Origin of the sequence: Maritimibacter alexandrii, assembly GCF_005871115.1 — a bacterium.
GTDB lineage: Bacteria > Pseudomonadota > Alphaproteobacteria > Rhodobacterales > Rhodobacteraceae > Maritimibacter > Maritimibacter alkaliphilus.
Map to the genome: position 1 here is coordinate 97,950 of NZ_SWKQ01000013.1, position 23,633 is coordinate 121,582.

Here is a 23,633-nt window from a genome sequence, read left to right on the forward strand (position 1 = left end):
ATCATTCTCCCTTGTTGGTGGGCCAGATCATCAGGTTGCCGGTCTCGTCGACCTCGGCATAGTGATCCGGTAGCAGGACGGTCGTGGTATCGTACTGTCGCACGATCGCCGGCCCTTCGATCCGCGCGCCGGTCGCAAGCCGGTCCCGGTCGATATGCGGCGTGTCGATCCATTCGCCGTGGAAATACGCGGGCTGCGTTTCGATGATCGCTTCGGTCACGTCGGTCGTGCCGTCCTCGGGCATCGTGTATTCCACCGGCGGCGTCGCCCCGGTCGCGACGACACGCAGCGCCACCAGCTCGATCGGCAGGTCGAAGCGCACACCGTAGAGACGCTCGTGGGTTTCGTGGAAATCCTTGAGCACGGTGTCCAGCCCGTCCGCCTTGTCGATCATCTCGGACGGAACCGTGATCTCGACCTCGAAGCCCTGCTGCTCGTAGCGCAGGTCCATGGTGTATTTGAGCCCGCGGTCGGCCTTTTCGACCTCCTGCTCGTCGAGCCATTCCAGCGCCTTGCCGCGAAGGTCGGCGAAATGCTCGAACACCTTGCCGTCGTTCATACCCGCGACCGAGCCGATCAGGGTCTGAACGAATTCGTTCTTGAACTCGGCTTCGAGGAAGCCCAGCGCCGACAGAACGCCGGGGTTGTGGGGCACGACAACCGGGTAGCAGCCCAGCACCTGCGCCATGGCGTTGGCGTGGAGCGGTCCGGCGCCACCGAAGGCGACGATGCCGAAGTCGCGCGGGTCGAGACCGCGCTGCACGGTGATGACGCGCAAGGCGCCCAGCATCACTTCGTTCGCGATGTCGAGAATGCCCTGCGCCGCGTCTTCCGGCGACAGGCCGATGCTCTTGCCGATGCTGGCGACCGCTTCGCGCGCGCCGTCGACGTCCAGCGTCATGTCACCGCCGAGAAGGCGCGAGGGAAGGTAGCCCAGGATCACGTTCGCGTCGGAAACGGTCGGCTCGGTGCCACCGCGCCCGTAGGCGACCGGGCCGGGCATCGCGCCCGCGCTGCGCGGACCCACGCGAAGCGAGGTGGTCAGTTCGGACACCTCGGCGATGGAGCCGCCGCCCGCGCCCACGCTGCGCACGTCCAGCGTCGGCACCTTGGCCGGGAAATAACCCACGTCGGTCGACCGCGAGATCATCGGATTGCCGTCGATGATGACCGACACGTCGGTGGATGTACCGCCCATGTCGAACGCGAGAAGCTTGTTGATCCCCGTGCGCCGCGCGGTCATCGCGGTGGCGGTGACGCCCCCTGCCGGACCGGACAACACGGTGTGGACGGGCCGTTGTGCAGCGGCCTCGGCGCTCATCAGCCCGCCGTCCGAGCGAACGATATGCAGGCGGCTTTCGACCCCGACCTCTTTCAGGCGCTGTTCGATGCGCGACAGGTAGCGCGTCATGATCGGGCGCACGTAGTCGTTCATGACCGTCGTGATCGCGCGGTCGTATTCGCGGAATTCCGGCAGAATGTCGGAGGACAGCGAAACCGTCATGTCCGGGAAACGCTCCTGCACAAGCTCGCGCAACCGCCGTTCGTGCGCGGGGTTGGCGTAGGAGTGCATGAGCGAGATCGTCAAAGCCTCGATGCCGGATCCGCAGAGGTCGTCGATCAATTCGATCGCCTTCGCCTCGTCGAGTTCGCGCACCACGTTGCCGCGCGCGTCGACCCGTTCGGGGATACCCCGTGTGTCCTTCAGTGCGGCGAGCGGATCGGGCTTGTCCATCACGATCCAGCCGAACAGCGGACCGGGCGTCCACGATTTCGCAAGGTGCAGGGTGTGCTCGAACCCTTCGGTCACCAGCAGGCCGACACGGGCCCCCTTGCCTTCGAGCACGGCGTTGGTGGCGACCGTCGTCCCGTGCAGGACGAGCGAGATGTCCGACGGCTTCACGCCCGCCTTTTCGCAGATCAGGCGCACCCCTTCGGCGACGCCGATCGACTGGTCCTGCGGCGTCGAGGGCGTTTTCGCCCGGTACGTTTTGTTCGCCGCGTCATCTTGAAGTAGCAGGTCGGTAAACGTACCGCCCACATCGACTCCGAGCCTCATGATGCTCTCCCTGTTGCTGTTTACGCCTACTTGATTCAGTGAGGCAGCTTTTCTGTTGAATGCGTATTCATGAAATAGTAAGGTCCACCCAAGATCAAGGAAAAAAGTGGTGGCGCCCCCTGTCGCGAAACTGCCGGGAGGGAACCGTAAGCCATTGCCTTTGAGGAGAAAAACGTAATGTGCCCTCGCACCCTTTATCAGAAGATATGGGATCAGCACGTGGTGACCGATTACGGCAACGACGAAGCCCTCCTGTATGTCGACCGGCACCTCGTTCAGGAGGTGTCCAGCCCGCAGGCTTTCGCCACCATCGAGAAGCAGGGGCGCAAGGTGCGCAGACCCGAAGCCCATGTCGCCGTGGCCGATCACGCCGTCCCGACAAAGCGTGACGGCCGCCGGTTCGCGGACGAACTGGCTCAGGCGCAGGTCGACCGGCTGAAGCAGAACGCCAAGCGCCACGACATCACCTATCTCCCGATGGAGGGTGACCGGCACGGGATCGTTCACGTGATCGGCCCGGAACTCGGCTTCACCTTGCCCGGATCGGTCCTCGTCTGCGGTGACAGCCACACCAGCACCCATGGTGCCTTCGGCTGCATCGCGTTCGGCATCGGGGCGAGCGAATGCGCCACCGTCTTTGCGGCCCAGAGCCTGCGCCAACGCCGGCAGAAAACCATGCGCGTCAACCTCGAGGGCGGCCTGCCGGCCGGTGTGACCGTGAAGGACGTGATTCTCGCCCTCATCGCCAAGATCGGCACGGGGGGCGGTGTGGGCTATGCCATCGAATACGCAGGCTCGACCGTGCGCGACCTGTCGATGGAGTCCCGCATGACGCTGTGCAATATGTCCATCGAAGCGGGCAGCCGCGTCGGCATGGTCGCGCCCGACGAAAAGACCATCGCCTATCTCAAGGACCGCCCCCTCGCCCCGAAGGCCGAGCTTTGGGATGCCGCCGTGACCAGTTGGATGTCGCTGCGCAGCGACGAGGACGCCGTTTTCGACCGCGAGATCACGTTCGACACCTCGACGCTCGAGCCGCAGGTGTCCTGGGGCACGACACCTGAGCACACCCTGCCGGTCAACGGCGTGGTGCCCGACCCCGAGACGCTTCAGGACGACGGCAAGCGCGAGAAGATGCGCAAGACGCTTGAATACATGGGGCTCACCCCCGGAACGCGGCTGTCCGACGTGGCCATCGACACGGTGTTCATCGGCTCCTGCACCAATGGCCGGATCGAGGATCTGCGCGCCGCGGCGAAGGTTCTGACCGACCGCAAGGTTTCGCCGGGCATTCGTGCCATCGCGGTGCCCGGATCGGCATCGGTCAAGGCCATCGCCGAAGCCGAAGGGCTGGACCGCGTTTTCCTCGCGGCGGGCTTCGAATGGCGCGACGCCGGCTGTTCCATGTGCGTGGGCATGAACGACGACCGCCTGTCCAAGGGAGAGCGGAGCGCGTCCACGTCGAACCGGAACTTCGAGGGGCGGCAGGGGATCGGCGGGCGCACCCACCTGATGAGCCCGCAGATGGCCGCCGCCGCGGCGATTGCCGGGCATATCACCGACGTGAGGGACTATCTGTAACGATGGAAAAACTGACGAAACTGCGAAGCGTCGCCGCCCCGTTGATGGAAGATGCGATCGACACCGACGTGATTTTCCCGGCGCGGTTCCTGCTGTTGCTCGAACGCGACGGGCTTGGGCGGTATGCGTTCAACGAACGGCGCGGTGGAAACGAACCCTTCGTTCTCGACCAGCCGCCCTATGACAAGGCCCAGATCCTCGTCACCGGCGAGACCTTCGGCACCGGGTCGAGCCGCGAACAGGCGGTCTGGGCGCTTGCCGACCTCGGCATCCGCTGCGTGATCGCGCGCAGCTTCGGCGAGATCTTCCATGCGAACTGCTTCAAGAACGGCGTGCTGCCGATCCGCCTTCAGGGCGAGGACATGGCGCGCATGGAAAAAGCCGCGCGAGCCGGTGAAGAGGTCGAAGTCGACCTGCCTTCGCAGACGATCCGGGTGGGCGACACGGCCATCGCCTTCGAGATCGAAGCGAACCGCAAGCGCGCGCTGATGGCCGGTCTGGACGAGATCGGGGCGATCCTGACGGACGACGCCGAAGCCCTCGCGGCCTACGAAGAACGCCGCGCGCGGGAGACGCCCTGGCTCGTCCTCGCGCCCGAGCAATTCGGACAGATCAAATCGGAGGAGGACGCAGCCTGATGAGCACGGAATCGGACCTCGTCGAAAACTACAAACGCGCCTACGGCAACCGGATCGGCTTCGGACGGAAGCCCGCGCTCATCTTCATCGATTTCGTCGAGGGCTACTTCAACGAAGCCTGCGAGCTTTATGCCGATGTGGACGATGCGCTCGCCTCCGCCCTGCGCATTCGCGAAGTGGCGCGGCAAAAGGGCGTCCCGGTGATCTATACCAATGTCGTCTATCAGGCCGGAGGAAAGGACGGGGGGCGGTTCTTCCAAAAGGCCCTGCCCCTGCGCAACTTCATCAAAGGCAACCCGATGGGCGACTGGCCCAAGGGGCTGGAGGTCGGTGAAGGCGAACTGGTCATTTCCAAGCAATACCCAAGCGCCTTCTTCGGCACCTCGCTCGCCTCGACGCTCGCGTCTTGGGGCGTGGACACGCTGATTCACACGGGCGTCACGACCAGTGGTTGTGTGCGCGCCACCTGTATCGACAGTTGTTCGCACGGCTTCATCCCGATCATCCCGCGCGAGGCCGTGGGCGACCGGCACGAAGCCCCGCACGAAGCCAATCTTTTCGATATGGACGCGAAATATGGCGACGTCGTTTCGGAAAGCGACGTCATCGACTATCTCAACACGTTGGAGCAAGAATGACCCGACCCAGCCTGAAAGCCGTGCTCGAGCGCGGCGAATTCGTTGTGGCCCCCGGCATCCACGACATGATCACCGCCGTCGTAAGCAACAAGGTCGGCTTCGATTTCGTCTATTCCTCCGGGTTTTGGGGCACCGCGTCCCAGCAAGGTATCCCCGACGCCGGGATCGCGACCTACACCGACATGGTGGGCCGCGTGGAAACGCTGTGCCGCACGGTGAAGGCGGGCGTGATCGCGGATGCCGACACCGGCTATGGCGGTCTTCTGAACGTCGACCACACCGTCCGCGGGTACGAGGCTGCGGGTGCCGTGGGCATTCAGCTTGAAGATCAGGAATTTCCCAAGAAATGCGGGCACACGCCCTATAAGCGCGTGGTGCCTACGCAGGACATGGTCAACAAGATCAAGGTCGCCTGCGAGGCGCGGCAGTCGCCCGAGACGCTTATCATCGCGCGCACCGATGCCCGCGCCGTGGAAGGGTTCCAAGGGGCGATCGACCGGGGTCTGGCCTACCGCGACGCGGGCGCCGACGTCGTCTTCGTCGAGGCGCTGGAGAGCGAGGACGAAATGCGCCGCTCGAACGAGTTGATCGACGCGCCGACGATGGCCAACATGGCCGATGGCGGCAAGACGCCGATCCTGACCGCCGAGGCGCTTGAGAAGATGGGGTACAACCTCGCCATCTTCCCGTCGCTCACCGGCCTCGCCGCCGCCGCGGCGGCCGAACGTGCGCTGAACGTCCTGAAGACCGAAGGCACCTCGAACTCCCCCAACATCGAGTTGTTCGATTTTTCCGAGTTCAACCAGTTGATCGGCTTCCAACGCATCTGGGACTTCGAAGCGAAGTGGTCCGAGATCGACGATCCGGTGAGCTGACCATGGCACGGGTCGTCTGCATCGGCGTCGGAACGGTCGGATGCGGCTGGGCCACGGTGTTCGCCCGCGCGGGCCACGAGGTCGTCCTCTACGACGCTGACGCAGACACCATCGCCGCCCGCGCCCTGCCCCGGATCGAGGCGACGCTCGAACAACTTGGCCGCGAGATGCCGACGGGCGAGGCACCTGCCGACATCCGTGCGCGCATCCGCGTGGCCGGGTCGTTGGGTGAGGCGCTGTCCGGCGCCGAGGTCGTGCAGGAAAGCGTTCGCGAAGACCTTGCCATCAAGCGTGCGCTCTTCGACGAGATCGGCGCGGCTGCGCCCGACGACTGCCTGCTCCTCTCGTCGACATCGGCCCTGCCGGGGTCGCAATTCCTTGGCGACATCCCGCACCCCGAGCGCGCGCTTGTCGGTCACCCGGTCAATCCGCCGTCTCACATCCCACTGGTCGAACTTTGTGCCACGCCACTGACGGCGCCCGAAACCGTGGAGCGGGCGCGCCGATTCTATACCGAGGCGGGCATGGAACCGATCACGGTGAATAAGGAAATCGACGGGTTCATCCTCAATCGCCTGCAATACACGCTGGTCGCCGAGGCGATGCATCTGGTGGGCGAAGGGTATTGCAGCGCGGCCGATATCGACCGGGTGATGACCAGCGGGCTCGCACTTCGCTGGGCCTCGATCGGGCCCTTCATGACGGCCCATCTCAATGCCCACGAAGGGTTTGCCGGCTTCGTCGGTCAGCTTGAAGGGATGATGAAGAAAATGGGCGCGGACGCCCGCACCGATTACGACTGGGGGCCCGACCTCGTCGCGAAGATAAACGACGAAATGACCCGCCGACAGCCGGTGGGCACGATCCCCGACGCCCAAAGCTGGCGCGACCGGCGCATCCTCGCTACGCGGCGATTGCAGTCGGGGGACACGGCCCCCGGCGCAAAGGGGGATGGCACCGCGCCCGACCGCGGATAAAAAGACCCGGATCGCACCGGGATGGAGGGAGGACCATGATCGCACCGTTCACGTTCAACACGACGAAATCCGTCGTCTTCCGGCCCGGCGCGGCGGCGGGCATGGGCGAACTCGCCAAGCCGACCGTGGGCGAGCGTTGCCTGTTCGTCACCGACCCCGGCCTGCGCAAGCTCGGACTGTGCGACCCCGCTTTGGCCGACCTCGAAGACGCTGGGGTGGCGGTCACGGTTTTCGACCGGGTCGAGGCCGACCCCAGCCTCGCCACGCTGATGGCCGCGACCGAGGCGGGACGTGCAGCGGACGCGACCGGCGTGATCGGCTTCGGGGGCGGCTCGTCGCTTGACGTGGCCAAACTCGCCGCGCTTCTCCTTGGCTCCGGCGAAGACCTCGACGCGGCATGGGGCGTCGCGAACGCCAAGGGACCGCGCCTTCCGCTGGTGCTCGTTCCCACGACCGCCGGGACCGGGTCCGAAGTGACGCCGGTGTCGATCATCACGGTCGGCGAAGAGGAAAAGCGGGGCGTCTCCTCCCCCGTGATCTTGCCCGACATCGCGGTTCTGGACGCCGAACTGACGCTTGGCCTGCCGCCCGCGATCACCGCCGCCACCGGCGTCGACGCGATGGTCCACGCGATTGAAGCCTATGCTTCCAAGAGCGCCAACAACAACCCGGTGTCAAAGCTCCTCGCCCGTGAAGCACTTCGGCTGCTTGGCGCGAACATCGAAACCGCCGTGATGGACGGAACCGACGTCGAAGCGCGCGGCGCGATGCTGCTGGGTTCGATGCTGGCCGGTCAGGCCTTTGCCAATTCGCCCGTGGCCGCCGTCCACGCGCTCGCCTATCCGATCGGCGGGACATTCCACGTGCCCCACGGCCTGTCGAACGCACTGGTCCTGCCCCACGTCCTGCGCTTCAACGCGCCGGTTGCTGCGGACCTCTATGCCGAAATCGCCCACGATGCCTTTCCGTATCTCGAACGCAGCAACGACGCCGATCGCCTGTGCACCGTCTTCATCGACGAACTTGCCGGGCTGTCTTCGAAACTGGGCATGGAAACGCGCCTGCGCGACGTCGGAATCCCCGAAACCGCGCTTGAGAAAATGGCCGCGGATTCGATGCTCCAGCAGCGTCTGCTCGTCAACAACCCCCGCGACGTGAGCGAGGCCGACGCGCTGGCCATCTACCGCGAGGCGTGGTGATGGCCGACCGCTCGGCGCCCTCGACGCGGGAGGATTACCCGGTATTCCGCACGCTTCAGACGCGCTGGCGCGACGGTGACGTATACGGCCACATCAACAACGTCGTGCATTACGAGATGTTCGACACGGTGGTCAACGGCTGGATGATGGAGCACGGGGTTCTCGACCCGAAATCGGGCGAGACCATCGGCCTCGTGGTGGAAAGCGGATGCCGCTATTCCGGCGAGATCGTATTCCCCGACACAGTGACCGCCGGGTTGAAGGTCACGCATGTGGGCCGCAGTTCGGTGCGCTACGAGATCGGGCTGTTCCGAAACGACGATCAAGCGACCTCCGCCGAAGGTTACTTCGTGCATGTCTGCGTCGACGCAGAAAGCCGCCGACCGGTCGCCCTGCCCAACGACCTTCGCACCGCATTGGCAACCCTCGAGACCTAGGCCGACCCTTCCGGTGCGATTGTTTGTGCGGGTCCGGCATTTGTGTTTGGCTGCTCAAGGGCATCAATGACAAGCCACACGCGCCTCGTGTTCCTCCACCGCAGCGAGGCCGCGGCTAGCCACCGCGCACAACAACGAAACCAACCACTCCGCACTGCAATTCAGCGCATCAGGAACGCATCTTTATCCACAAGGAAACGCTCGGACAGCGGCAAACTGGCCGCACCAAGGGACCGTGCATCGCTACCGATGGTGCCTGAACGGACATCCGGCGTAGCGATACCGGCGAGATTGGCGGTTGCGACACGGTCACGCGTGCGTTTCACAATCTCCGCCCGGATGTCATCAGGCAGCCAACCATCGATCATCGCCTGTGGAAAATCGATCAGACAGACTGCGGAGAGAATGGCGTAGGCAAGCCCCTCGCACGCCTCGTCCATCCAGCGATCGAGGATGGCGTCCGGCACGGACCAGCTTTTCGGGTTCTCCCAGATCATGTCTCCGTTTCCGCCGACCGCGATAAGTGCGTTTTCCAGAGATGCGAGCGAGGCGACATCAACCAGCTGACGGGTTTGGGAACCACTCATCCCAAGCGGGATCGACCCAAGTGCGGCAGCGTTCCCGGTCCGTCCGGTATAAAGCGCATTGTCCACCACCAGCCCGCCGCCGACGAAGAATCCGATGAAGAAATAGAGGAAGTCGCTGGGCCTGTCTTTTTCGCCAAAGACCAATTCGGCGCCGCAAGCCGCCGACGCGTCGTTCTTGAGGTAGACGGGGAAATCCCAGTTTTCCGCGATTTCGCGCTCGACGTCGCGGTCGCGCCATTCCGCCAGCTCTCCCGGTTTCACACCAAGCGGCTTGGCCCAGTCCCAAAGCTGAAAAGGGATCGCGATGCCCAGACCGGACACGCGGGCGCGCTGAGGTCCGGTCAACTGGCCCAGAAGCTGGTCGATGGCACTGTTGGCGAACCGCACGACGCCCTCGGGGGTCGGGAACTTGTGGGTGATATGCACCCGGCCTTCGACACGCCCCACGAAATCGATGAGAACGAGGTCGAGGCTCCTTCGCCCGACCTTCAGGCCAAGGAAATATGCACCGTCCGCCGCGAGGGCCATAGGCACCGAGGGCTGCCCCACCCTGCCGCGCTGCGGCTCCCCGCGCGTGAGCAGACCGTCCCTTTCGAGTGCGCGCATTATCACCGAAACCGTCTGCGCCGACAGCCCGGTCGTGCGCGCGATGTCGGCTTTGGCAAGGGGGCCGCGCTGGCGCAGGAGCGTCAGCACGAGGCGTTCATTATGGGCACGCATCCCGCTTTGGTTGGAGCCGCGCACAGCGGCGGTCAGCACACCCGCCCCGACCTGCCCGTCATCAACACCTTGATTAAATGCGCTTTTACTCATTCCGCTCCGCGCGCCTCCCACACGAACTGGCGCCAAAGGTCGGAAATTGGGCCGGTCCTGTCAATAGTAAATCAGATTGATTTATTTATTGACAGGTCGCCCAGAATCATTGCCTTTTGCGAATTGTGGGGTCGGTCTTTCGGCTCTGGTATTCACTTTGACTTCTGGGAGGATGGTCATGAAATCCGCATTCACGCACACCCTGAAACTCGCGTCCGCCGCGTCGGCGCTGGCTCTCGTCGCGGGCGCCGCGCAGGCCGCTTCGCATGAGCCGGTCGGCGCTTGCCTCATCACCAAGACGGACACCAACCCGTTCTTCGTGAAGATGAAAGAAGGCGCTCTGAAAGGCGCCGAGGAGAACGGGATCGAGCTTCAGACTTTCGCCGGCAAGATCGACGGCGACGTCGAAACTCAGGTCGCTGCGGTCGAAACCTGCATCGCCTCCGGCGCGAAAGGCATCCTGATTACCCCGTCCGACAGCCGCGCCCTTGCGCCGGTGATCGGTCAGGCCCGCGACGCCGGGCTTCTGGTGATCGCGCTCGACACCCCGTTCGAGCCCGCAGATGTGGCCGACGCCACCTTCGCCACCGACAACTTCAAAGCGGGTGAACTGATCGGCCAGTGGGCCGCCGCCACCATCGACGACCCGGCGAACGCCCGGATCGCGCTGCTCGACCTGAACCCGTCCGAAGTTTCGGTCGACTATCTGCGCGACGGCGGTTTCCTTCAGGGCTTCGGCATCGACATCAAGGATCCGACCGACATCGGTGACGAGGATGACGACCGGATCATCGGCCACGACGTGACCAACGGCAACGCCGATGGTGGCCGGACGGCGATGGAAAATCTGATGCAGATCGATCCCAGCGTGAACGTGGTCTACACGATCAACGAACCCGCCGCGGCCGGTGCCTATGAGGCGCTCAAATCCGCAGGTCTCGAAGATCAGGCCCTGATCGTTTCGGTCGACGGCGGCTGCCCCGGCGTGCGCGATGTCGCCGCTGGCGTAATCGGCGCGACTTCGATGCAGTTCCCGCTGCTCATGGCCTCCAAGGGCATCGAAGCGATCGCCGCCTTCGCCGCCGACGGCTCCAAGCCCGAGAACAGCGAAGGGCTGGATTTCTTCAACACGGGCGTCCAGCTCGTGACCGACCAGCCGGTGGACGGCATCGAGTCGATCACCTCCGAAGAGGCGCTGGAACTCTGCTGGGGCTGACCCACTGACACGGGGGGCGGCTGGATCGCCCCCCGACCTACTTTCCCGAAATTACCACCTGTTTCGCCGGTCCCCGTGTTACCATTCGGGACCGCAGGGAGGATACGCATGGCCGATGTTCAGAAGAGCACCCGGAACCGACAGGATTTCGAAAACACGCTGGACAGCAGTGACGCGAACGTCGCGTCCTTCGTGTACGAGCGAAAGGGCTTCGTCGCCAAGGCGCAGCATTTCCTGCACGGCAACCCCACGATGGTCCCCGTCATCGTGCTGGTCGCGAGCGTGATTATCTTCGGCCTGATCGCGGGCGAGCGGTTCTTTTCGCCCTTCAACCTGTCGCTGATCCTTCAGCAGGTCTCGATCATCGGCATTCTCGCCGCCGCGCAAAGCCTTGTCATCCTGACGGCGGGGATCGACCTGTCCGTGGCCGCGATCATGGTTCTGATGTCGGTCATCTCCGGCAAGCTGGCGGTGGAGCTTGGCGTGCCTGCCCCGCTGGCGCTGCTGATCGGTTTCGGCGGCGGGATCGGGGCCGGGCTGCTGAACGGGTTTCTCGTCACCAAGATCAAACTGCCGCCGTTCATCACGACGCTGGGGACGTGGAACATCTTCTACGCGCTGATGCTCTGGTTGTCCGGCGCACAGTCGATCCGGGGCGAGGATATCGACAACACCGCGCCGCTTCTCAAGATTTTCGGTCAGGCCATTTCGGTCGGATCGGCCCGCATCACCTTCGGGTCGATCCTGATGGTGATCGTCTTCGCGGTGCTGTGGTATCTGTTGAACAAGACCGCCTGGGGCCGCCACGTCTATGCCATCGGTGACGACAAGGAGGCCGCGGAACTTGCCGGCATCCGCACCGACCGCACCCTGATTTCGGTCTACGCGCTGGCCGGACTGGTCGCCGCCATCGGGGCCTGGGCTTCAATCGGCCGCGTCGGGTCAATCTCGCCCACATCGTTTTACGAGGGCAACCTGCAATCCATCACCGCCGTCGTGATCGGGGGCATCTCGCTTTTCGGTGGCCGGGGTTCGATCCTCGGGGCGCTGTTCGGCGCGCTGATCGTCGGCGTGTTCCAATCGGGCCTGCGGCTCGCACAGGTGGACGTGCTCTGGCAGGTCTTCGCCATCGGCTGGCTCATCATCATCGCGGTCGCCATCGACCAATGGATCAGAAAGGTTTCGAGCTGATGTCCGATACCACGCAAACCATCGAACCCATCGTCAAGGGACGCGGCATCGTCAAACGCTACGGGCGCGTGACCGCCATCGACCACTCCGATTTCGACCTGTATCCGGGCGAGATTCTGGCGGTCATCGGGGATAACGGCGCGGGCAAGTCGTCGATCGTCAAGGCGATCTGCGGGGCTGTGCAACCCGATGATGGCGAGATCGTCATCGACGGGGAAAAGGTCCACTTCTCATCGCCCATCGAGGCGCGCGACAAGGGGATCGAGATCGTCTACCAAAACCTCGCCCTGTCGCCCGCCCTGTCCATCGCGGACAACATGTTCGTCGGGCGCGAGATCCGCAAACCCGGCATCATGGGCAGCTGGTTCAAGATGCTCGACAAACCGGAAATGCAGCGCATCGCGCGGGAGAAGCTGACCGAACTGGGCCTTATGACGGTGCAGTCGATCAATCAGGCGGTCGAAACCCTTTCCGGCGGCCAGCGTCAGGGCGTCGCCGTCGCCCGCGCTGCGGCCTTCGCGAAGAAGTTCATCATCATGGATGAACCCACCGCCGCGTTGGGCGTCAAGGAAAGCCGGCGGGTGCTGGAGCTGATCAAGGACGTACGCTCGCGCGGGATTCCCATCGTGCTGATCAGCCACAACATGCCGCATGTGTTCGAGGTGGCGGACCGCATCCACATCCACCGGCTCGGCAAACGGCACGCGGTGATCGACCCCGAAAACTACTCGATGTCCGACGCCGTGGCGATCATGACCGGAGCGATGGAGCCGCCGCCCATCGAGGAGCAGCAGTTGTCGCCAAAGTGATCCGCTGATTGGTTCGATAGCTTGGGTCGGGCGGAAGGAACCGTCGGCAAAGCAGCAGAGGCAATCGGGCGTTGACCTCTGCCGGAACATTGGCGAGCGATGGAAATCCCACCGTTTTCGGAAGCTTTCTTTGCTGACCTCATGAACGCATTCCTGGAGCAAGCGATCGGCCTTACGCAAACACCGCGGGACGAATGATCTCGGGTTGCGTCCTAAAGCGCCGGATGGAGTCCCGTCGAGGCAAGCCAATACCTCAACGGCCCTCTGCCCTTTCTCAAAGTTCGACCGCCCGAGACCGCAGCCGGGATCATTCAACGCGTTTGAGGTATCCGTCCGGTGCGCCGGTAATCATGAGCTTTCGCGCAAGCTGTCGGTCGATCTCGAACGCGGGGTTTGCCGGCAGCCATTTGTGAACGGCCGTCTTCGGGTTGTTGCCGACGTCCCAGGGCCGATCGGCGATGAACCCGGGCGGTGCATCCTCGATGAACGTGTCGAGCACCACGCAGTAGCATCCGGGGGTGACAAGGGTCGCGTAGGTGTCGAGTTCGGCCAGCACATGCGCTTCTTCGTGGTGGGAATCGAGGCAGACCATGACCCGCGCGCCCTCCGGTATGGCGGCGCGGACGTTCTTCGCGATGACAGGATCGACCGACGAGCCCTCGTACATCGTGATCAGCCCGGCTAGGGGATGCTTTTCGATCAGGGGCCGATTGTGGGCGCGAATGTCGATGTCTATGCCGATCACCTTCCGGTCCGACTGGCCGGGAACCAACGGACGCCCTGCCGCCGCCGCATCGGTATAGTCGAGCAAGGCCAGCATCGACGCACTGAATATGATCGAGCCGCCATGGGCGATCCCTGTCTCGATGATGACGTCGGGGCGGGTCTGCCAGACGATCTCCTGCATGGCCTGAAGGTCCTGCGGATACTGGATGATCGGGCGGCCCAGCCAATCGAAATTGTAGACGTAGCGCTTGGACATCGCCTCCAGCACCCACGCCAGCGAGTTCGATTGAAACGGCGTGTCCTGTTCGTAGTTTTGGATCGCTGCCTCGCGGTCGCGGGAAAATCGTTCAAGCTCGTCCATGCGGGCACTCCGGGCAAATCATACGTAGGCTCCACCAACGAATGTCATGCGATGAAAGGCTTTCCCAACGCTTTTTCCGTTTTCGGCGTTGTCTGGACCAGCATGTCTTTTTATGGTTCGCAAGGCCCTGCGACAACGCCGCGGCCCAATATCTGCGAAAAGAGGGCTGGGTGCAATTTGTCGTGCTGGCGGGCGGTCGAGGGTCCCGTCTCGGGGAACTTTCGAAAAACCAACCGAAGCCGATGTTACCCGTCTGCGGTCGGCCCGTCGTTCATCGCGTTCTGGATCATGCCGTCGGGCACGGGTTTCGCGATTTCGTCGTTGCCCTTGGCTACAAAGCCCAGATCGTGCGCGATTATTTCGACGGTGCGCGGGATCTGGAGCACGCGGCGGACGCCCGGCACGCGGATCGCGCCCCCTCTGCCCTGCCCCACGTTCTAAGTCTCGACACCGGGGCCGATGCCAGCAAGGTCGAACGGCTTCTGGCGCTTGAGCCCCATCTGCGCAAGGAAACCTTCGTGCTGTCCTATTGCGACGGGCTGTCGGACATCGACCTGAACGCGATGCTGAAGTTCCATGCCGCGCATGGTGGTCTGATGACGGTGGCGGCGGTTCATGGGCGCGAGCGGTTCGGGGTCCTCGATCTGGACGGATCGCGCCTGTCCGGCCTTCGGGAAAAACAGATCGACCCCGACCGATGGATCAACGGCGGGGTGTTCGTGGTGGAGCCTGCGGTTTTCGACCTGCTTCACGCAGGGCAGACCGATTGGGAAACGGGGGCGGTGCAGGAGCTCATCGCGCGTGGGCAGGCGTTTGCCTATCGCCACCCCGGATGGTGGGAATGTGTGGACCGGCCCGAAGATCTGCCTTTTGTCGAAGACGCGTTTCTAGCCGCAACGCGGGGGGCCAGCGCGTGAAGATTCTTGTCACCGGGTCGGAAGGGTATGTCGGCGCCGCCCTTATCCCGATGCTGGAGGCTGCGGGTCATGACGTCACGCGCATGGACTCGCTTTTGTTCGCTGGCTGCGAGGTGCGGCCTTTGCCGGGGCGGAGCCGCGTCGTCCGGCAGGATTTCCGTTCGATCTCCGAAAGCGCACTGGTCGGTTTCGATAGTGTCGTCCATCTGGCGGCCTTGTCGAATGATCCATTGTCGAACCTCGATCCGGACCTGACGCATCAGGTCAATCACCGCGAAGCCGCTCTGTTCGCCTGCAAGGCCCGCAGCGCCGGGGTGCCGCGCTTCGTGTTCTCGTCGACCTGCTCGGTCTATGGCCGTCAGGGCGACGAGATGATCGACGAAGGTGCTGTGCCGAACCCCGTCACGGCGTATGGCGTCTCCAAACTGCGGGCCGAGGGCGACATCGCCGCGCTCGCCACCCCCGATTTCGCGCCCGTCTCGCTTCGGTTCGGCACGGCCTATGGCTGGTCCGACATGGTGCGCTTCGATCTTGTGGTGAACAACCTCGTCGCCTCGGCCCGGCTGGACGGTCAGCTTCGGCTGAACAGCGACGGGCGGGCGTGGCGGCCGATGGTCCATGTGGGCGATATGTGCGCGGGCTTCCTTGCGGCGCTCGAGGCGCCGGGCGGGACGGTTTCGGGTGAGGTGTTCAACATCGGGCGCACCCAAGACAACTGGATGATCATCGACCTTGCCCGCGAAATCTCGCGGCTCATGGGTGGCTGCGACATCCAGATGCCAGAGGATGCGGTGACGGATACGCGGTCCTATCGGGTCGATTGCTCGAAGGCCGAGACGGGCTTGCCGGGCTTCGCGCCCACATGGTCTGTGGAACGCGGGATCGCGCAGGTCGTCGCGAAAGTCGGGGACTTGGACGAGGCGCGGCTTCGGGCGCTGTTCCATGGCCGGATCGCGCAACTGCTCGCCCTGCGGGAGGCAGGCCGGCTCACGTCCGATCTGCGTCTGGTGCCGGCATGAGCGCCCCGGCTTTCACGCTCAGAACGGCGTGCCGCGTGTGCGGGCAGGACGGGATGCGCGAGGTCGCGTCTTTCGGGTCCACGCCGATTTCGGACAAGCTCGCGGCCAAGCCCCACTCGGTCGATCCGGCCCCGAAGCTTCCCTTGGAGCTTGTGCATTGCGGCACCTGCGGGCTGACGCAACTCAGCCTCGACGTCGATCCCGATTACCTGTTCGCGGATGACTACCCCTATTATTCCTCGGTCTCCCCGCACCTCTCGGCCCATTTCGAAGCCAGCGCCGAACACCTGATCGACACGTTCGGCATCGGGCCGGACGCCACCGTGATCGAGGCGGCGAGCAACGATGGCTGCCTCTTGCGCCATTTCGCCGCCGTCGGGGCGCGCACGATCGGGTTCGATCCGGCGGACGGCCAGGCCAAGGTTGCGGCGACTTACGGCATCGACACGCGGGTGGAATTCTTCGGGCGCGACGTGGCGCAGGACTTGGCGGACGACGGCGTGAAAGCGGACCTGTTTCTTGCCAACAATGTGCTCGCCCACGTGCCGGACCTGCGCGGGTTCGTGGCCGGGATCGCCACCATCCTGAAGCCAAGTGGCATGGCCGTGATCGAGGTGCCGTATTTCGCGAACCTCGTCGGAGGGCGGGCGTTCGATACGATCTATCACCAGCACCTGTGCTATTTCCTCGTCGGCACCCTGTCGCGCCTGTTTCGCGACGCCGGGCTTTGCCTTACCGATGTCTGGCGGCTTCCCATCCACGGCGGGTCGCTTCGGCTATTCATCCGCCACGGCGACACCGACGGTCCTGCCGCGCAGGCGCTGATCGCAGCAGAGCGAGAAAAGGGTCAGGATACGCTTGCGTATGCCCAACGGATCGGGGTGGAAGCGCGCGCGGTGCGCGGCAGGCTGCGCGCCCTCATCGACGCCGAGATTGCGGCGGGGCGCCGGGTCCGCGCTTATGCTGCGGCAGGAAAGGCGACAACGCAGCTGGCGTTCTGCGGTCTGGACAAGGACCGGCTGGGGGTCGTCGCGGATCTGAACGCCCGCAAGCACGGGCATTATATGCCCGGCACCGATCTGGCCATCGTGTCGCGGGACGCGCTGATGCAGGACGCCCCGGATACCATCCTCATCCTCGCGTGGAACTTCGCGGACGAGATTATGCGCCAGCTCCGCGATGAGGCGGGGTTCGCGGGCCGGTTCATCATCCCCCTGCCCGATCCCGTGCTGGTATGACCTCCGCCGCGCATACTTGCCCGGTTTGTGAGGGGCGCGACCTGATGGCAGGCCCCCGCGCCGAAAACGTCCCGGCCCACGCCGTTCGCCTGATCCATGACCGCGCGACTGCCCTTGCCGAGCCGCGCGGGACCATCGCGCTGGTCTTTTGCCGAGGCTGCGGTTTCGCCTTCAATTCGGCCTTCGATGCCGCCCTCGTTTCCTACGACACCGCCTACGAATCCACGCAGACCCATTCCCAAACCTTCGCTGAATACATGCGCGGCCTTGTCGCGGACCTGAACGGGCGTGCGGCCGGGTCCGGGGCCGTTCTGGATGTGGGCTGCGGCCAAGGTGAATTCCTCGCGGCCTTTGCCGAGGTGTCGGACAGGCCCCTGATCGGCGTCGACCCCGCGCTCGATTTCGACCGGGTTCAGGTGGAGCAGGCCACGCTCATCCCGCGCGTTTTCAGGGCCGAGGACTTGGCAGACCCGGTCGCGCTCATCACCTGCAAGATGACGTTGGAGCACGTCGTGGACGCCGTGGACCTTCTGCGCGAGATGGCCGTTTGTGCGGGCCGCTCGGACCAAACGCTCGTGTTCCTGCAAGTCCCCAACGTGGCGCATATCTACGATCGCACGCTCTTTGCGGACATCATTTACGAGCATGTGAACTACTTCACCGCCCCCGCCCTTCACACCGCCTGCGCCCGTGCGGGGTTGGAGGTGGTCGAGACATTCGTCACATACGGCGACCAGCACCTTGGCGTGATCGCCCGTGCGGGCGCCGCCGCGAACGTCAACACGTCGCCCGACATTGCCCAATTCACCGGGTTCCAGACCCGCCTCGAAACCACCATCGCGAACGCGCGTGGGGCGCTTGCGTCCCTGATCGCCGCCGGGCGGCCCCCGATCATCTGGGGTGCGGGATCGAAAGCGGTCGCGTTCCTGAATTTCACGGGTCTGGAGGACGCCATCGCCTGCGCCATCGACATCAACCCGCTGAAACGGAACACCTTTCTGCCCGGCAGCGCGATCCCGGTCTACCTGCCCGAAGACGCGGATTTCAGCGGCGTCACCGATGTCGTCGTCATGAACCCTGTCTACTCGGGCGAAATCGCGGCGACCCTTTCGGCGTTCGGATGCAACCCGCAGCTTCATCTGGTGGACTGACGATGGGTGCCGACGATCTTCCGCGCGTGTCGATCGGCCTTCCGGTTTTCAATGGCGAGAAATACATTGCCGAGACGCTCGACAGTCTTCTGGCGCAGACCTTTCGCGATTTCCAGCTCATCATCTGCGACAACGCCTCGACCGACGGGACCGGGGCGATCTGCCGACGCTATGCGGACGCCGACCCGCGCATCCGCTATCACCGCCAGCCCTCGAACCTCGGGGCCTGCGCGAATTACGACATGACGTTCCGCATGAGCCGCGCGCCCTATTTCAAGTGGCACGCGCATGACGACCTCCTGGCCCCCGAGTTTCTGGAGCGGATGGTCGCGGTGCTGGACGATGATCCGACCTGCATCCTTGCCCATAGCCAGACGATACGGATCAACGGGTTCGGCGTGCAGACGATGTGCTTTCTCGACCAGATCGACGTGGACAGCGACGATCCGGTACGCCGCTTTGCGCGATGGGTTCTTCCGCTGGCCCGCAACAACTCGCCCATTTTCGGGCTGATCCGGCGCGAGGTGATGGAGCGGACGCCACTTCATGGGGACTTCATCGCCTCCGACCGCGTGTTCCTCGCCGCGATCACGCTGCTTGGGCGTTCGCGGATCGTGCCCGAACCGCTCTTTTTCAATCGGGATCATCCGCTGACCTCGACGCGCGGGCAGAAAACGCAACAGGACCGGCTGTCGTGGAACCGCGGCGGAACATCTCGCAGGCCGATCCTGACGAACTGGCGGATCTTGAAAGGGTTTCTGGATGCGCTTGGGCCCGTCGGCCTGACCGGGCGGGAGCGTTTGGCGGTCTACCGGGTGCTGATGATCTGGTGCTGGCTCAATCGTTCGGAGCTTGCTCTCGAATTGATGCTGCCGCTGTATCTGAACGGGCGGCCGACAAGCCTTGGGCGGCTCGTGCTAGGTGACAAGCGCAAACGACGGCTCGCATTGCGTCGGGACGTCACGCGGGCCCTTCGCCGGTTCTGATCGTGTTCAGTCTTTCGTTCGCAACTTGAGGTTTTCGGCCCGCGATCGCAGCAACGCTTGGCCAAGGTCGTTCATGGCGACGCCGATGGAGGTCAGCGTTTCCTGATCCCAAACTGCGACTGGATCTTCGAATTTCGACAGGTCGGGTGGCGCGTAGCCAGCGCCCCATGTCCCGTTCAGGTAGTCGTACTGGGCCTGCAACCCGGGAAGCACCTGAGCCACGCGTGCGGCCGGAAGGCGAAATCGCGTTCGTCCGATCTTGCGGAAATCCTGAGCGGTCAATCCACGTATCGAACCCGCGCCGCCTGAGGCCATTTTCGTATGCCCCAACGCATACCCTGCGAACCTGTTGACTTCGCTCGCGATCATCAAACCTTCCAGTGGAACGCTCTCGTTGATCGACAGATCGGGCAAGTGATGCGCGATCCGATCATCTCCGAACAGCCATGCGGCGAAGGCATGCGTGAGTGACCGGTCCTCGTTGCCAAGCGTTTCCATCGGGCGAACGCGCAGCGCCTCGGACCCGAACGCATCGCGAAAAAGTTCGATCCCTTCGAAACGGGGGAGCACGAGGTTCTCGGCAACGTCCTCCAGTGTCAGCCCACCGCTCTTGACGTTTTCCTGTGCGCGGCTGTTCGTCCAATCCAACGGATCGCGCACAAGTGCGACCACGATGACCCGGTCGAACAGCCCGTCCAGATATCGTTTCAGGCCGCCAAGATCCAAATTGTGCGCTTCGTCGAAAAGCAACTCGCTCGACAAAAACACGTCCTTCTCGGGATTGGCCGCAATCAACGCTTCGAACGCGTCCCGCTGCGCTTCAGCCTGCGCGCGCACCGCCCCCAGACCCAGACCGGAACGTTTGTGCAGGTTCAGGTCGAGAGGGTCCGCATGGTGCAGCGTGACCAGAAAATCGTGTCGCGCATTCTCGGACTTGGGATAGATCACCCCTCCTTCCGCCAACCACTCACGCGACTTTTGAAACGCGCGCTGGATCGAGGTGCTCGCGCATTTCGATGCGCCAATGTGCAGATAGCAGACGGGCAAGCGTTACTCCCTCGACAGCGGTTCATCGACGTTCGGTGGCCTTGGACAGGACTTTCCGACATGCGGCGGACGCATTCAACGGGTGACGTTCACCGTGCGCGCGTGGGACATTGGACCAGCAGGCGAAATTCGGTGCCAGACGGTTGCGCGGGGGCGGGCTTGCCGCAATGATGCGGGGCGCACGGGATGTGCGAAGCGCCCGAACAGCGCCAACGAAAACACGGGGCCAGAACCCCAGGGGTGAGATGAACAGCGAGATCGACGTTTCCGTCATCATGCCGACCTACAATTCGGCCCATTTTGTCACCGCGCCGATTGAATCGGTCCTGTCCCAGAAAGGAATTCGGGTCGAGCTGATCGTGGTGGACGACGCCAGCGAAGACGAAACCGTCGACATCCTCACCGATTTGAAGGACCGGTCGCCGTTCCCGTTCCATATCGAGGCCCAGCCGGAAAACCGTGGCCAGTCGACCGCGCGCAACATCGGCCTGAACAGGGCGCGCGGCAAATACATCGCGTTCCTCGACAGCGACGACCTTTTCTCGTCCGATACCGTGCTGGGCGATTGGGTCACGACCGCGGAAGCACAGGACGCAGAGGTCGTTTGCGGCCATTATTCGACCACGCGTCTCGATGGCGGCCGCACGCCGTCGCGCCCGGTGGCGGTGCCCGGAGCCGGTGTCGTCACGCTTCGCGACTGGCCGGAACTGGCGAATGTCAGCAGTTGCTGGCAGATGCTGTACCGCCGCGACTTCCTCGACACCGCCGACATCCGGTTCTCTGAGCATTTGCCGCAGCGCGAAGACCGCCCGTTCGTCCTGACCGTGCTGATCGCCGCCGCCCGGATCGCGGTCACGAAGCTGCATGTCCTCGACCATTTCGCGCGCGAAGGCTCGGTCGTTCGCACCATCAACGACCACCAGCTCGCGCTGTTCACCGAACACTGTCGGCTCGTTGGTGAAATCCTGAGCCAAGCCCGCGCGGCGGGAAAGATCGAAGACCGCTTCCTTCGGGCCAACACGATCATCTATTGTCAGAACCTCGTGTCCTACTGGGGGAAGTTCCTGACCGGTCAAGACGGGGCAGCGTCGCGCGCGCAGATCGAAGCGCTTTTCGCGGCACTCAGGACGTTCCCGGAGTTCGATCTGCCCCTTTATCTCGACGACACCTTGGTGCCCAACAGCGTGGGCGCGGAACAGAACACCGCCGAAGCATTGCTGGACCTGCTCTGGTATTTCGTTCGCCGCGCAGACACGGACCGCGCGTTGAAGATCATCGGTCACCAGCGGCTGTCCATTTCGGAACTTTTCGCGATCTGGTCGGAAGAACGCGGGGCGACGGAAGAGATTTTCTGCCGCTACCTGACGTTCAATCGCGGCGCACGGTTCGGCCCGGAGGAGGGAACGGACGTGAAGCTCGGCGACCTCGTCGAACGCGTCGTGATCCACGTCGGGCCGACCAAGACCGGAACGTCCTACGCGCAGGCCACGATGGAGCGCAATCGTTTCACGCTGATCGAACGGGGCGTCCACTATCCGGTGATCGGCGCCCGACGCGAACGGACGATCCGGCGGGAACGCACACCGGGACACGCGGCCTTCGTCGATAACCATATCTTTCACGACGGCGGGTTTTACCCGGAACTCTGCGCCGAGATCATGTCGCTCGGACGCCCGATCAAGACGCTGGTCATCTCTGCCGAGAACATCGTATCGCTGCGGTTCTGGAGACAGGGCAACGTCGTCGATCTGCTGGCCGAGATTTTCGGCGACCTGCCCATCGAATTCGCCTTCGTGCCGCGTGATTTCGGGCCGTGGTTCGCATCCTACTATCGTGAACTTGCCGCGAACCCGCGAAACGACTGGAGCCACAATCCCAAACGGTTCTTCTACGAACTCTGTGTGCAGGGACTGGCTTGTTGGGATCGCGTGGAAGAGATCCTCGCCCGTCCTGACAACGTCGCCCGCGTGCATCGGATCGACTATGACGACATGCGCGATCAGGGCGGCATCTTGCCCTGGATCGCAGGGATCATCGGCGTGGATCATAATGATCTGGATCTGCCGCCCCCTGCCCTTCGCAACGAGTCCCTGCCGGATATCTTCGCGGCCGCGATGCTCATATCCAAGGCGATGGGCCGGGGTGATCGTGCCTTCAACACGGTGGTGTTCGAGCGCCTGAAAGCGCAGATGGAAACGCTCGACCGCAGCTTCTCGCTCATCGGAGAAGCCGAAATGGACGAAATCCTGGCCGCGCATGACCGGCTACTGAAGGAGGGGGTTTTCCCCAAGCCCGACTGGCGTTCGCAGGACGATACGAGAACCCGTGCGCCGGAGATCGGCGCGTTGAAATTGCCAGCCGATGTGTGGGACGCGCTCCTGTCGCAGATGAACCCCACCAAAGGCCTGTCGGCCTTCGCCATGCCGCCGGGCCTACGACGCTTCGACCTGCCGCAGGACTTCCCGACCCGCATCGACGGAAACTGGCTGGCCCGCGTCACGGGCCAAAGCGCAGGCCCCGTGGAATTTCGCAACGTCTACAGGTCGCTCATCGGTCCGGGTGTCGGGACCACGGCCTTCGTGCGCCCGGGCGCCGAGAACAGGTTTCCGGTCGAGCCAGCCAGCCCCGATGACATCGACCGCCGGCTCCTGTTTCAGTCGCATGTCTACCGCGACGCACCGACGATTGCCGCGGACGGGAGCGCCATGTTCGGCGGTGAGGTCGACGAACTTCTGGTCCACGTCGCATCGAGGCACCGGACCGACGGCGCCGGCTGGTTCATTCGGTTCAACAGCCAGCGGCAAATGCTGGTCTTCCGCCTATACCGTTCCTTCGACGACTACGAAACCAGCGCGATCCTGCCCTGCCCCTGCCCGGTCGGTCGCCCTTTCACGTTCAAAGCGCAGGCGCAGGGGCAAGAGCTTTATCTCGCGGTCGACGGCGAGGAGCGTGTCGGTTTCATCCCGCCCGGCGAATTCGCCTGGACCAACGACACATCCCTGTTCGTCGGTGCCAACGCATTCCGGCAGGACGAGGTTTATCTGGGGGATTGGTCGACGCTGGACGTGAACATCCAGCGTTTCGACATCTGAGGAAGGTGAGAGAAGCTGGCGGATGACGTCGCCTTCGGGTGTGCGTGTAGGCTGCGGTCTAGTTTGCGTGGTTTGA

At 63.8% G+C, this 23,633-nt stretch carries 20 protein-coding genes; 16 read left to right on the forward strand and 4 right to left on the reverse strand.

Annotation, left to right across the window (positions count from 1 at the left end):
- Position 1 precedes the first annotated feature (1 nt).
- A complete protein-coding gene (locus tag FCT00_RS13100; protein WP_138423385.1) occupies positions 2 to 2,059 on the reverse strand; it encodes a hydantoinase/oxoprolinase family protein in 2,058 nt (685 codons plus the stop codon).
- A 177-nt stretch (positions 2,060 to 2,236) separates the two neighbouring features.
- Here FCT00_RS13100 and leuC point away from each other — a divergent pair, with 177 nt between their 5' ends.
- Genes leuC through FCT00_RS13135 form a run of 7 tightly spaced genes read left to right on the forward strand, consistent with a single transcriptional unit; the run spans position 2,237 to position 8,404 of the window.
- Positions 2,237 to 3,640 carry a 3-isopropylmalate dehydratase large subunit gene (leuC, locus tag FCT00_RS13105; RefSeq protein ID WP_008330112.1) on the forward strand — a complete coding sequence of 468 codons (1,404 nt, stop codon included), beginning with the start codon at positions 2,237 to 2,239 and terminating at the stop codon, positions 3,638 to 3,640.
- A 2-nt stretch (positions 3,641 to 3,642) separates the two neighbouring features.
- Positions 3,643 to 4,278, forward strand: coding sequence for a 3-isopropylmalate dehydratase small subunit (gene leuD, locus FCT00_RS13110; RefSeq protein WP_138423386.1), 636 nt, complete (start codon positions 3,643 to 3,645; stop codon positions 4,276 to 4,278).
- Positions 4,278 to 4,916 carry an isochorismatase family protein gene (locus tag FCT00_RS13115; RefSeq protein WP_138423387.1) on the forward strand — a complete coding sequence of 213 codons (639 nt, stop codon included), beginning with the start codon at positions 4,278 to 4,280 and terminating at the stop codon, positions 4,914 to 4,916. The genes leuD and FCT00_RS13115 overlap by 1 nt, the downstream gene beginning before the upstream one ends.
- The gene (locus tag FCT00_RS13120; protein ID WP_138423388.1) at positions 4,913 to 5,791 is read left to right on the forward strand and encodes an isocitrate lyase/PEP mutase family protein; all 879 of its coding nucleotides are present in this window, start codon (positions 4,913 to 4,915) and stop codon (positions 5,789 to 5,791) included. Before FCT00_RS13115 ends, FCT00_RS13120 begins: the two co-directional genes overlap by 4 nt.
- Positions 5,792 to 5,793: 2 nt before the next feature.
- The gene (locus FCT00_RS13125) at positions 5,794 to 6,768 is read left to right on the forward strand and encodes a 3-hydroxyacyl-CoA dehydrogenase NAD-binding domain-containing protein (RefSeq protein WP_138423389.1); all 975 of its coding nucleotides are present in this window, start codon (positions 5,794 to 5,796) and stop codon (positions 6,766 to 6,768) included.
- A gap of 38 nt (positions 6,769 to 6,806) precedes the next feature.
- Positions 6,807 to 7,967 carry an iron-containing alcohol dehydrogenase gene (locus FCT00_RS13130; RefSeq protein WP_138423905.1) on the forward strand — a complete coding sequence of 387 codons (1,161 nt, stop codon included), beginning with the start codon at positions 6,807 to 6,809 and terminating at the stop codon, positions 7,965 to 7,967.
- Positions 7,967 to 8,404: an acyl-CoA thioesterase gene (locus tag FCT00_RS13135; protein ID WP_138423390.1), complete on the forward strand. Its 438-nt coding sequence runs from the start codon at positions 7,967 to 7,969 to the stop codon at positions 8,402 to 8,404. Before FCT00_RS13130 ends, FCT00_RS13135 begins: the two co-directional genes overlap by 1 nt.
- A 161-nt stretch (positions 8,405 to 8,565) precedes the next feature.
- Here FCT00_RS13135 and FCT00_RS13140 read toward each other — a convergent pair whose 3' ends face one another.
- On the reverse strand, positions 8,566 to 9,711 hold the full coding sequence (locus FCT00_RS13140; RefSeq protein WP_235889129.1) for an ROK family protein: 1,146 nt from the start codon (positions 9,709 to 9,711) through the stop codon (positions 8,566 to 8,568).
- Positions 9,712 to 9,982: 271 nt separating this feature from the next.
- Here FCT00_RS13140 and FCT00_RS13145 point away from each other — a divergent pair, with 271 nt between their 5' ends.
- The 3 genes from FCT00_RS13145 to FCT00_RS13155 all read left to right on the forward strand — a co-directional run bounded on the left by FCT00_RS13145 (position 9,983) and on the right by FCT00_RS13155 (position 13,020).
- Positions 9,983 to 11,020, forward strand: coding sequence for a sugar ABC transporter substrate-binding protein (locus FCT00_RS13145; protein WP_138423391.1), 1,038 nt, complete (start codon positions 9,983 to 9,985; stop codon positions 11,018 to 11,020).
- Between the two features lie 108 nt (positions 11,021 to 11,128).
- Positions 11,129 to 12,211 (forward strand): ABC transporter permease, encoded by a 1,083-nt coding sequence (locus tag FCT00_RS13150; RefSeq protein ID WP_138423392.1) that lies wholly within the window; start codon positions 11,129 to 11,131, stop codon positions 12,209 to 12,211.
- Positions 12,187 to 13,020 carry an ATP-binding cassette domain-containing protein gene (locus tag FCT00_RS13155; protein WP_138423393.1) on the forward strand — a complete coding sequence of 278 codons (834 nt, stop codon included), beginning with the start codon at positions 12,187 to 12,189 and terminating at the stop codon, positions 13,018 to 13,020. The genes FCT00_RS13150 and FCT00_RS13155 overlap by 25 nt, the downstream gene beginning before the upstream one ends.
- Before the next feature lie 307 nt (positions 13,021 to 13,327).
- Here the strand turns inward: FCT00_RS13155 and FCT00_RS13160 are convergent, their stop codons facing one another.
- A complete protein-coding gene (locus FCT00_RS13160) occupies positions 13,328 to 14,107 on the reverse strand; it encodes a cephalosporin hydroxylase family protein (protein ID WP_138423394.1) in 780 nt (259 codons plus the stop codon).
- 41 nt (positions 14,108 to 14,148) lie between these two features.
- On the opposite strand from FCT00_RS13160, the gene FCT00_RS13165 reads away from it, so the two are divergent.
- Genes FCT00_RS13165 through FCT00_RS13185 form a run of 5 tightly spaced genes read left to right on the forward strand, consistent with a single transcriptional unit; the run spans position 14,149 to position 19,418 of the window.
- The gene (locus FCT00_RS13165) at positions 14,149 to 15,024 is read left to right on the forward strand and encodes a nucleotidyltransferase family protein (protein ID WP_138423395.1); all 876 of its coding nucleotides are present in this window, start codon (positions 14,149 to 14,151) and stop codon (positions 15,022 to 15,024) included.
- Entirely contained in the window at positions 15,021 to 16,043 is a 1,023-nt protein-coding gene (locus tag FCT00_RS13170; protein ID WP_171042984.1) for an NAD-dependent epimerase/dehydratase family protein, read from the forward strand. The genes FCT00_RS13165 and FCT00_RS13170 overlap by 4 nt, the downstream gene beginning before the upstream one ends.
- Entirely contained in the window at positions 16,040 to 17,281 is a 1,242-nt protein-coding gene (locus FCT00_RS13175; RefSeq protein WP_171042985.1) for a class I SAM-dependent methyltransferase, read from the forward strand. Before FCT00_RS13170 ends, FCT00_RS13175 begins: the two co-directional genes overlap by 4 nt.
- A gap of 44 nt (positions 17,282 to 17,325) precedes the next feature.
- The gene (locus tag FCT00_RS13180; protein WP_171042986.1) at positions 17,326 to 18,432 is read left to right on the forward strand and encodes a class I SAM-dependent methyltransferase; all 1,107 of its coding nucleotides are present in this window, start codon (positions 17,326 to 17,328) and stop codon (positions 18,430 to 18,432) included.
- A 2-nt stretch (positions 18,433 to 18,434) separates the two neighbouring features.
- On the forward strand, positions 18,435 to 19,418 hold the full coding sequence (locus FCT00_RS13185) for a glycosyltransferase family 2 protein (RefSeq protein WP_171042987.1): 984 nt from the start codon (positions 18,435 to 18,437) through the stop codon (positions 19,416 to 19,418).
- A gap of 6 nt (positions 19,419 to 19,424) precedes the next feature.
- Here the strand turns inward: FCT00_RS13185 and FCT00_RS13190 are convergent, their stop codons facing one another.
- A complete protein-coding gene (locus tag FCT00_RS13190; RefSeq protein ID WP_138423400.1) occupies positions 19,425 to 20,366 on the reverse strand; it encodes a hypothetical protein in 942 nt (313 codons plus the stop codon).
- A 344-nt stretch (positions 20,367 to 20,710) separates the two neighbouring features.
- Between FCT00_RS13190 and FCT00_RS13195 the strand changes: the two genes are divergently transcribed.
- Positions 20,711 to 23,557, forward strand: a complete 2,847-nt coding sequence (locus FCT00_RS13195; protein ID WP_171042988.1) for a glycosyltransferase family 2 protein — start codon at positions 20,711 to 20,713, stop codon at positions 23,555 to 23,557.
- Positions 23,558 to 23,633 lie beyond the last annotated feature (76 nt).

Bases quoted from the DNA above. Each gene is read 5' to 3' on its own strand.
- FCT00_RS13145 (WP_138423391.1), top strand. From the start codon at position 9,983: ATGAAATCCGCATTCACGCACACCCTGAAACTCGCGTCCGCCGCGTCG.
- FCT00_RS13165 (WP_138423395.1), top strand. From the start codon at position 14,149: ATGTCATGCGATGAAAGGCTTTCCCAACGCTTTTTCCGTTTTCGGCGT.
- leuC (WP_008330112.1), top strand. From the start codon at position 2,237: ATGTGCCCTCGCACCCTTTATCAGAAGATATGGGATCAGCACGTGGTG.
- FCT00_RS13150 (WP_138423392.1), top strand. From the start codon at position 11,129: ATGGCCGATGTTCAGAAGAGCACCCGGAACCGACAGGATTTCGAAAAC.
- leuD (WP_138423386.1), top strand. From the start codon at position 3,643: ATGGAAAAACTGACGAAACTGCGAAGCGTCGCCGCCCCGTTGATGGAA.
- FCT00_RS13195 (WP_171042988.1), top strand. From the start codon at position 20,711: ATGAACAGCGAGATCGACGTTTCCGTCATCATGCCGACCTACAATTCG.
- FCT00_RS13175 (WP_171042985.1), top strand. From the start codon at position 16,040: ATGAGCGCCCCGGCTTTCACGCTCAGAACGGCGTGCCGCGTGTGCGGG.
- FCT00_RS13155 (WP_138423393.1), top strand. From the start codon at position 12,187: ATGGATCAGAAAGGTTTCGAGCTGATGTCCGATACCACGCAAACCATC.
- FCT00_RS13140 (WP_235889129.1), bottom strand. From the start codon at position 9,711: ATGCGTGCCCATAATGAACGCCTCGTGCTGACGCTCCTGCGCCAGCGC.
- FCT00_RS13160 (WP_138423394.1), bottom strand. From the start codon at position 14,107: ATGGACGAGCTTGAACGATTTTCCCGCGACCGCGAGGCAGCGATCCAA.
- FCT00_RS13115 (WP_138423387.1), top strand. From the start codon at position 4,278: ATGAGCACGGAATCGGACCTCGTCGAAAACTACAAACGCGCCTACGGC.
- FCT00_RS13180 (WP_171042986.1), top strand. From the start codon at position 17,326: ATGGCAGGCCCCCGCGCCGAAAACGTCCCGGCCCACGCCGTTCGCCTG.
- FCT00_RS13125 (WP_138423389.1), top strand. From the start codon at position 5,794: ATGGCACGGGTCGTCTGCATCGGCGTCGGAACGGTCGGATGCGGCTGG.
- FCT00_RS13135 (WP_138423390.1), top strand. From the start codon at position 7,967: ATGGCCGACCGCTCGGCGCCCTCGACGCGGGAGGATTACCCGGTATTC.
- FCT00_RS13185 (WP_171042987.1), top strand. From the start codon at position 18,435: ATGGGTGCCGACGATCTTCCGCGCGTGTCGATCGGCCTTCCGGTTTTC.
- FCT00_RS13100 (WP_138423385.1), bottom strand. From the start codon at position 2,059: ATGAGGCTCGGAGTCGATGTGGGCGGTACGTTTACCGACCTGCTACTT.
- FCT00_RS13120 (WP_138423388.1), top strand. From the start codon at position 4,913: ATGACCCGACCCAGCCTGAAAGCCGTGCTCGAGCGCGGCGAATTCGTT.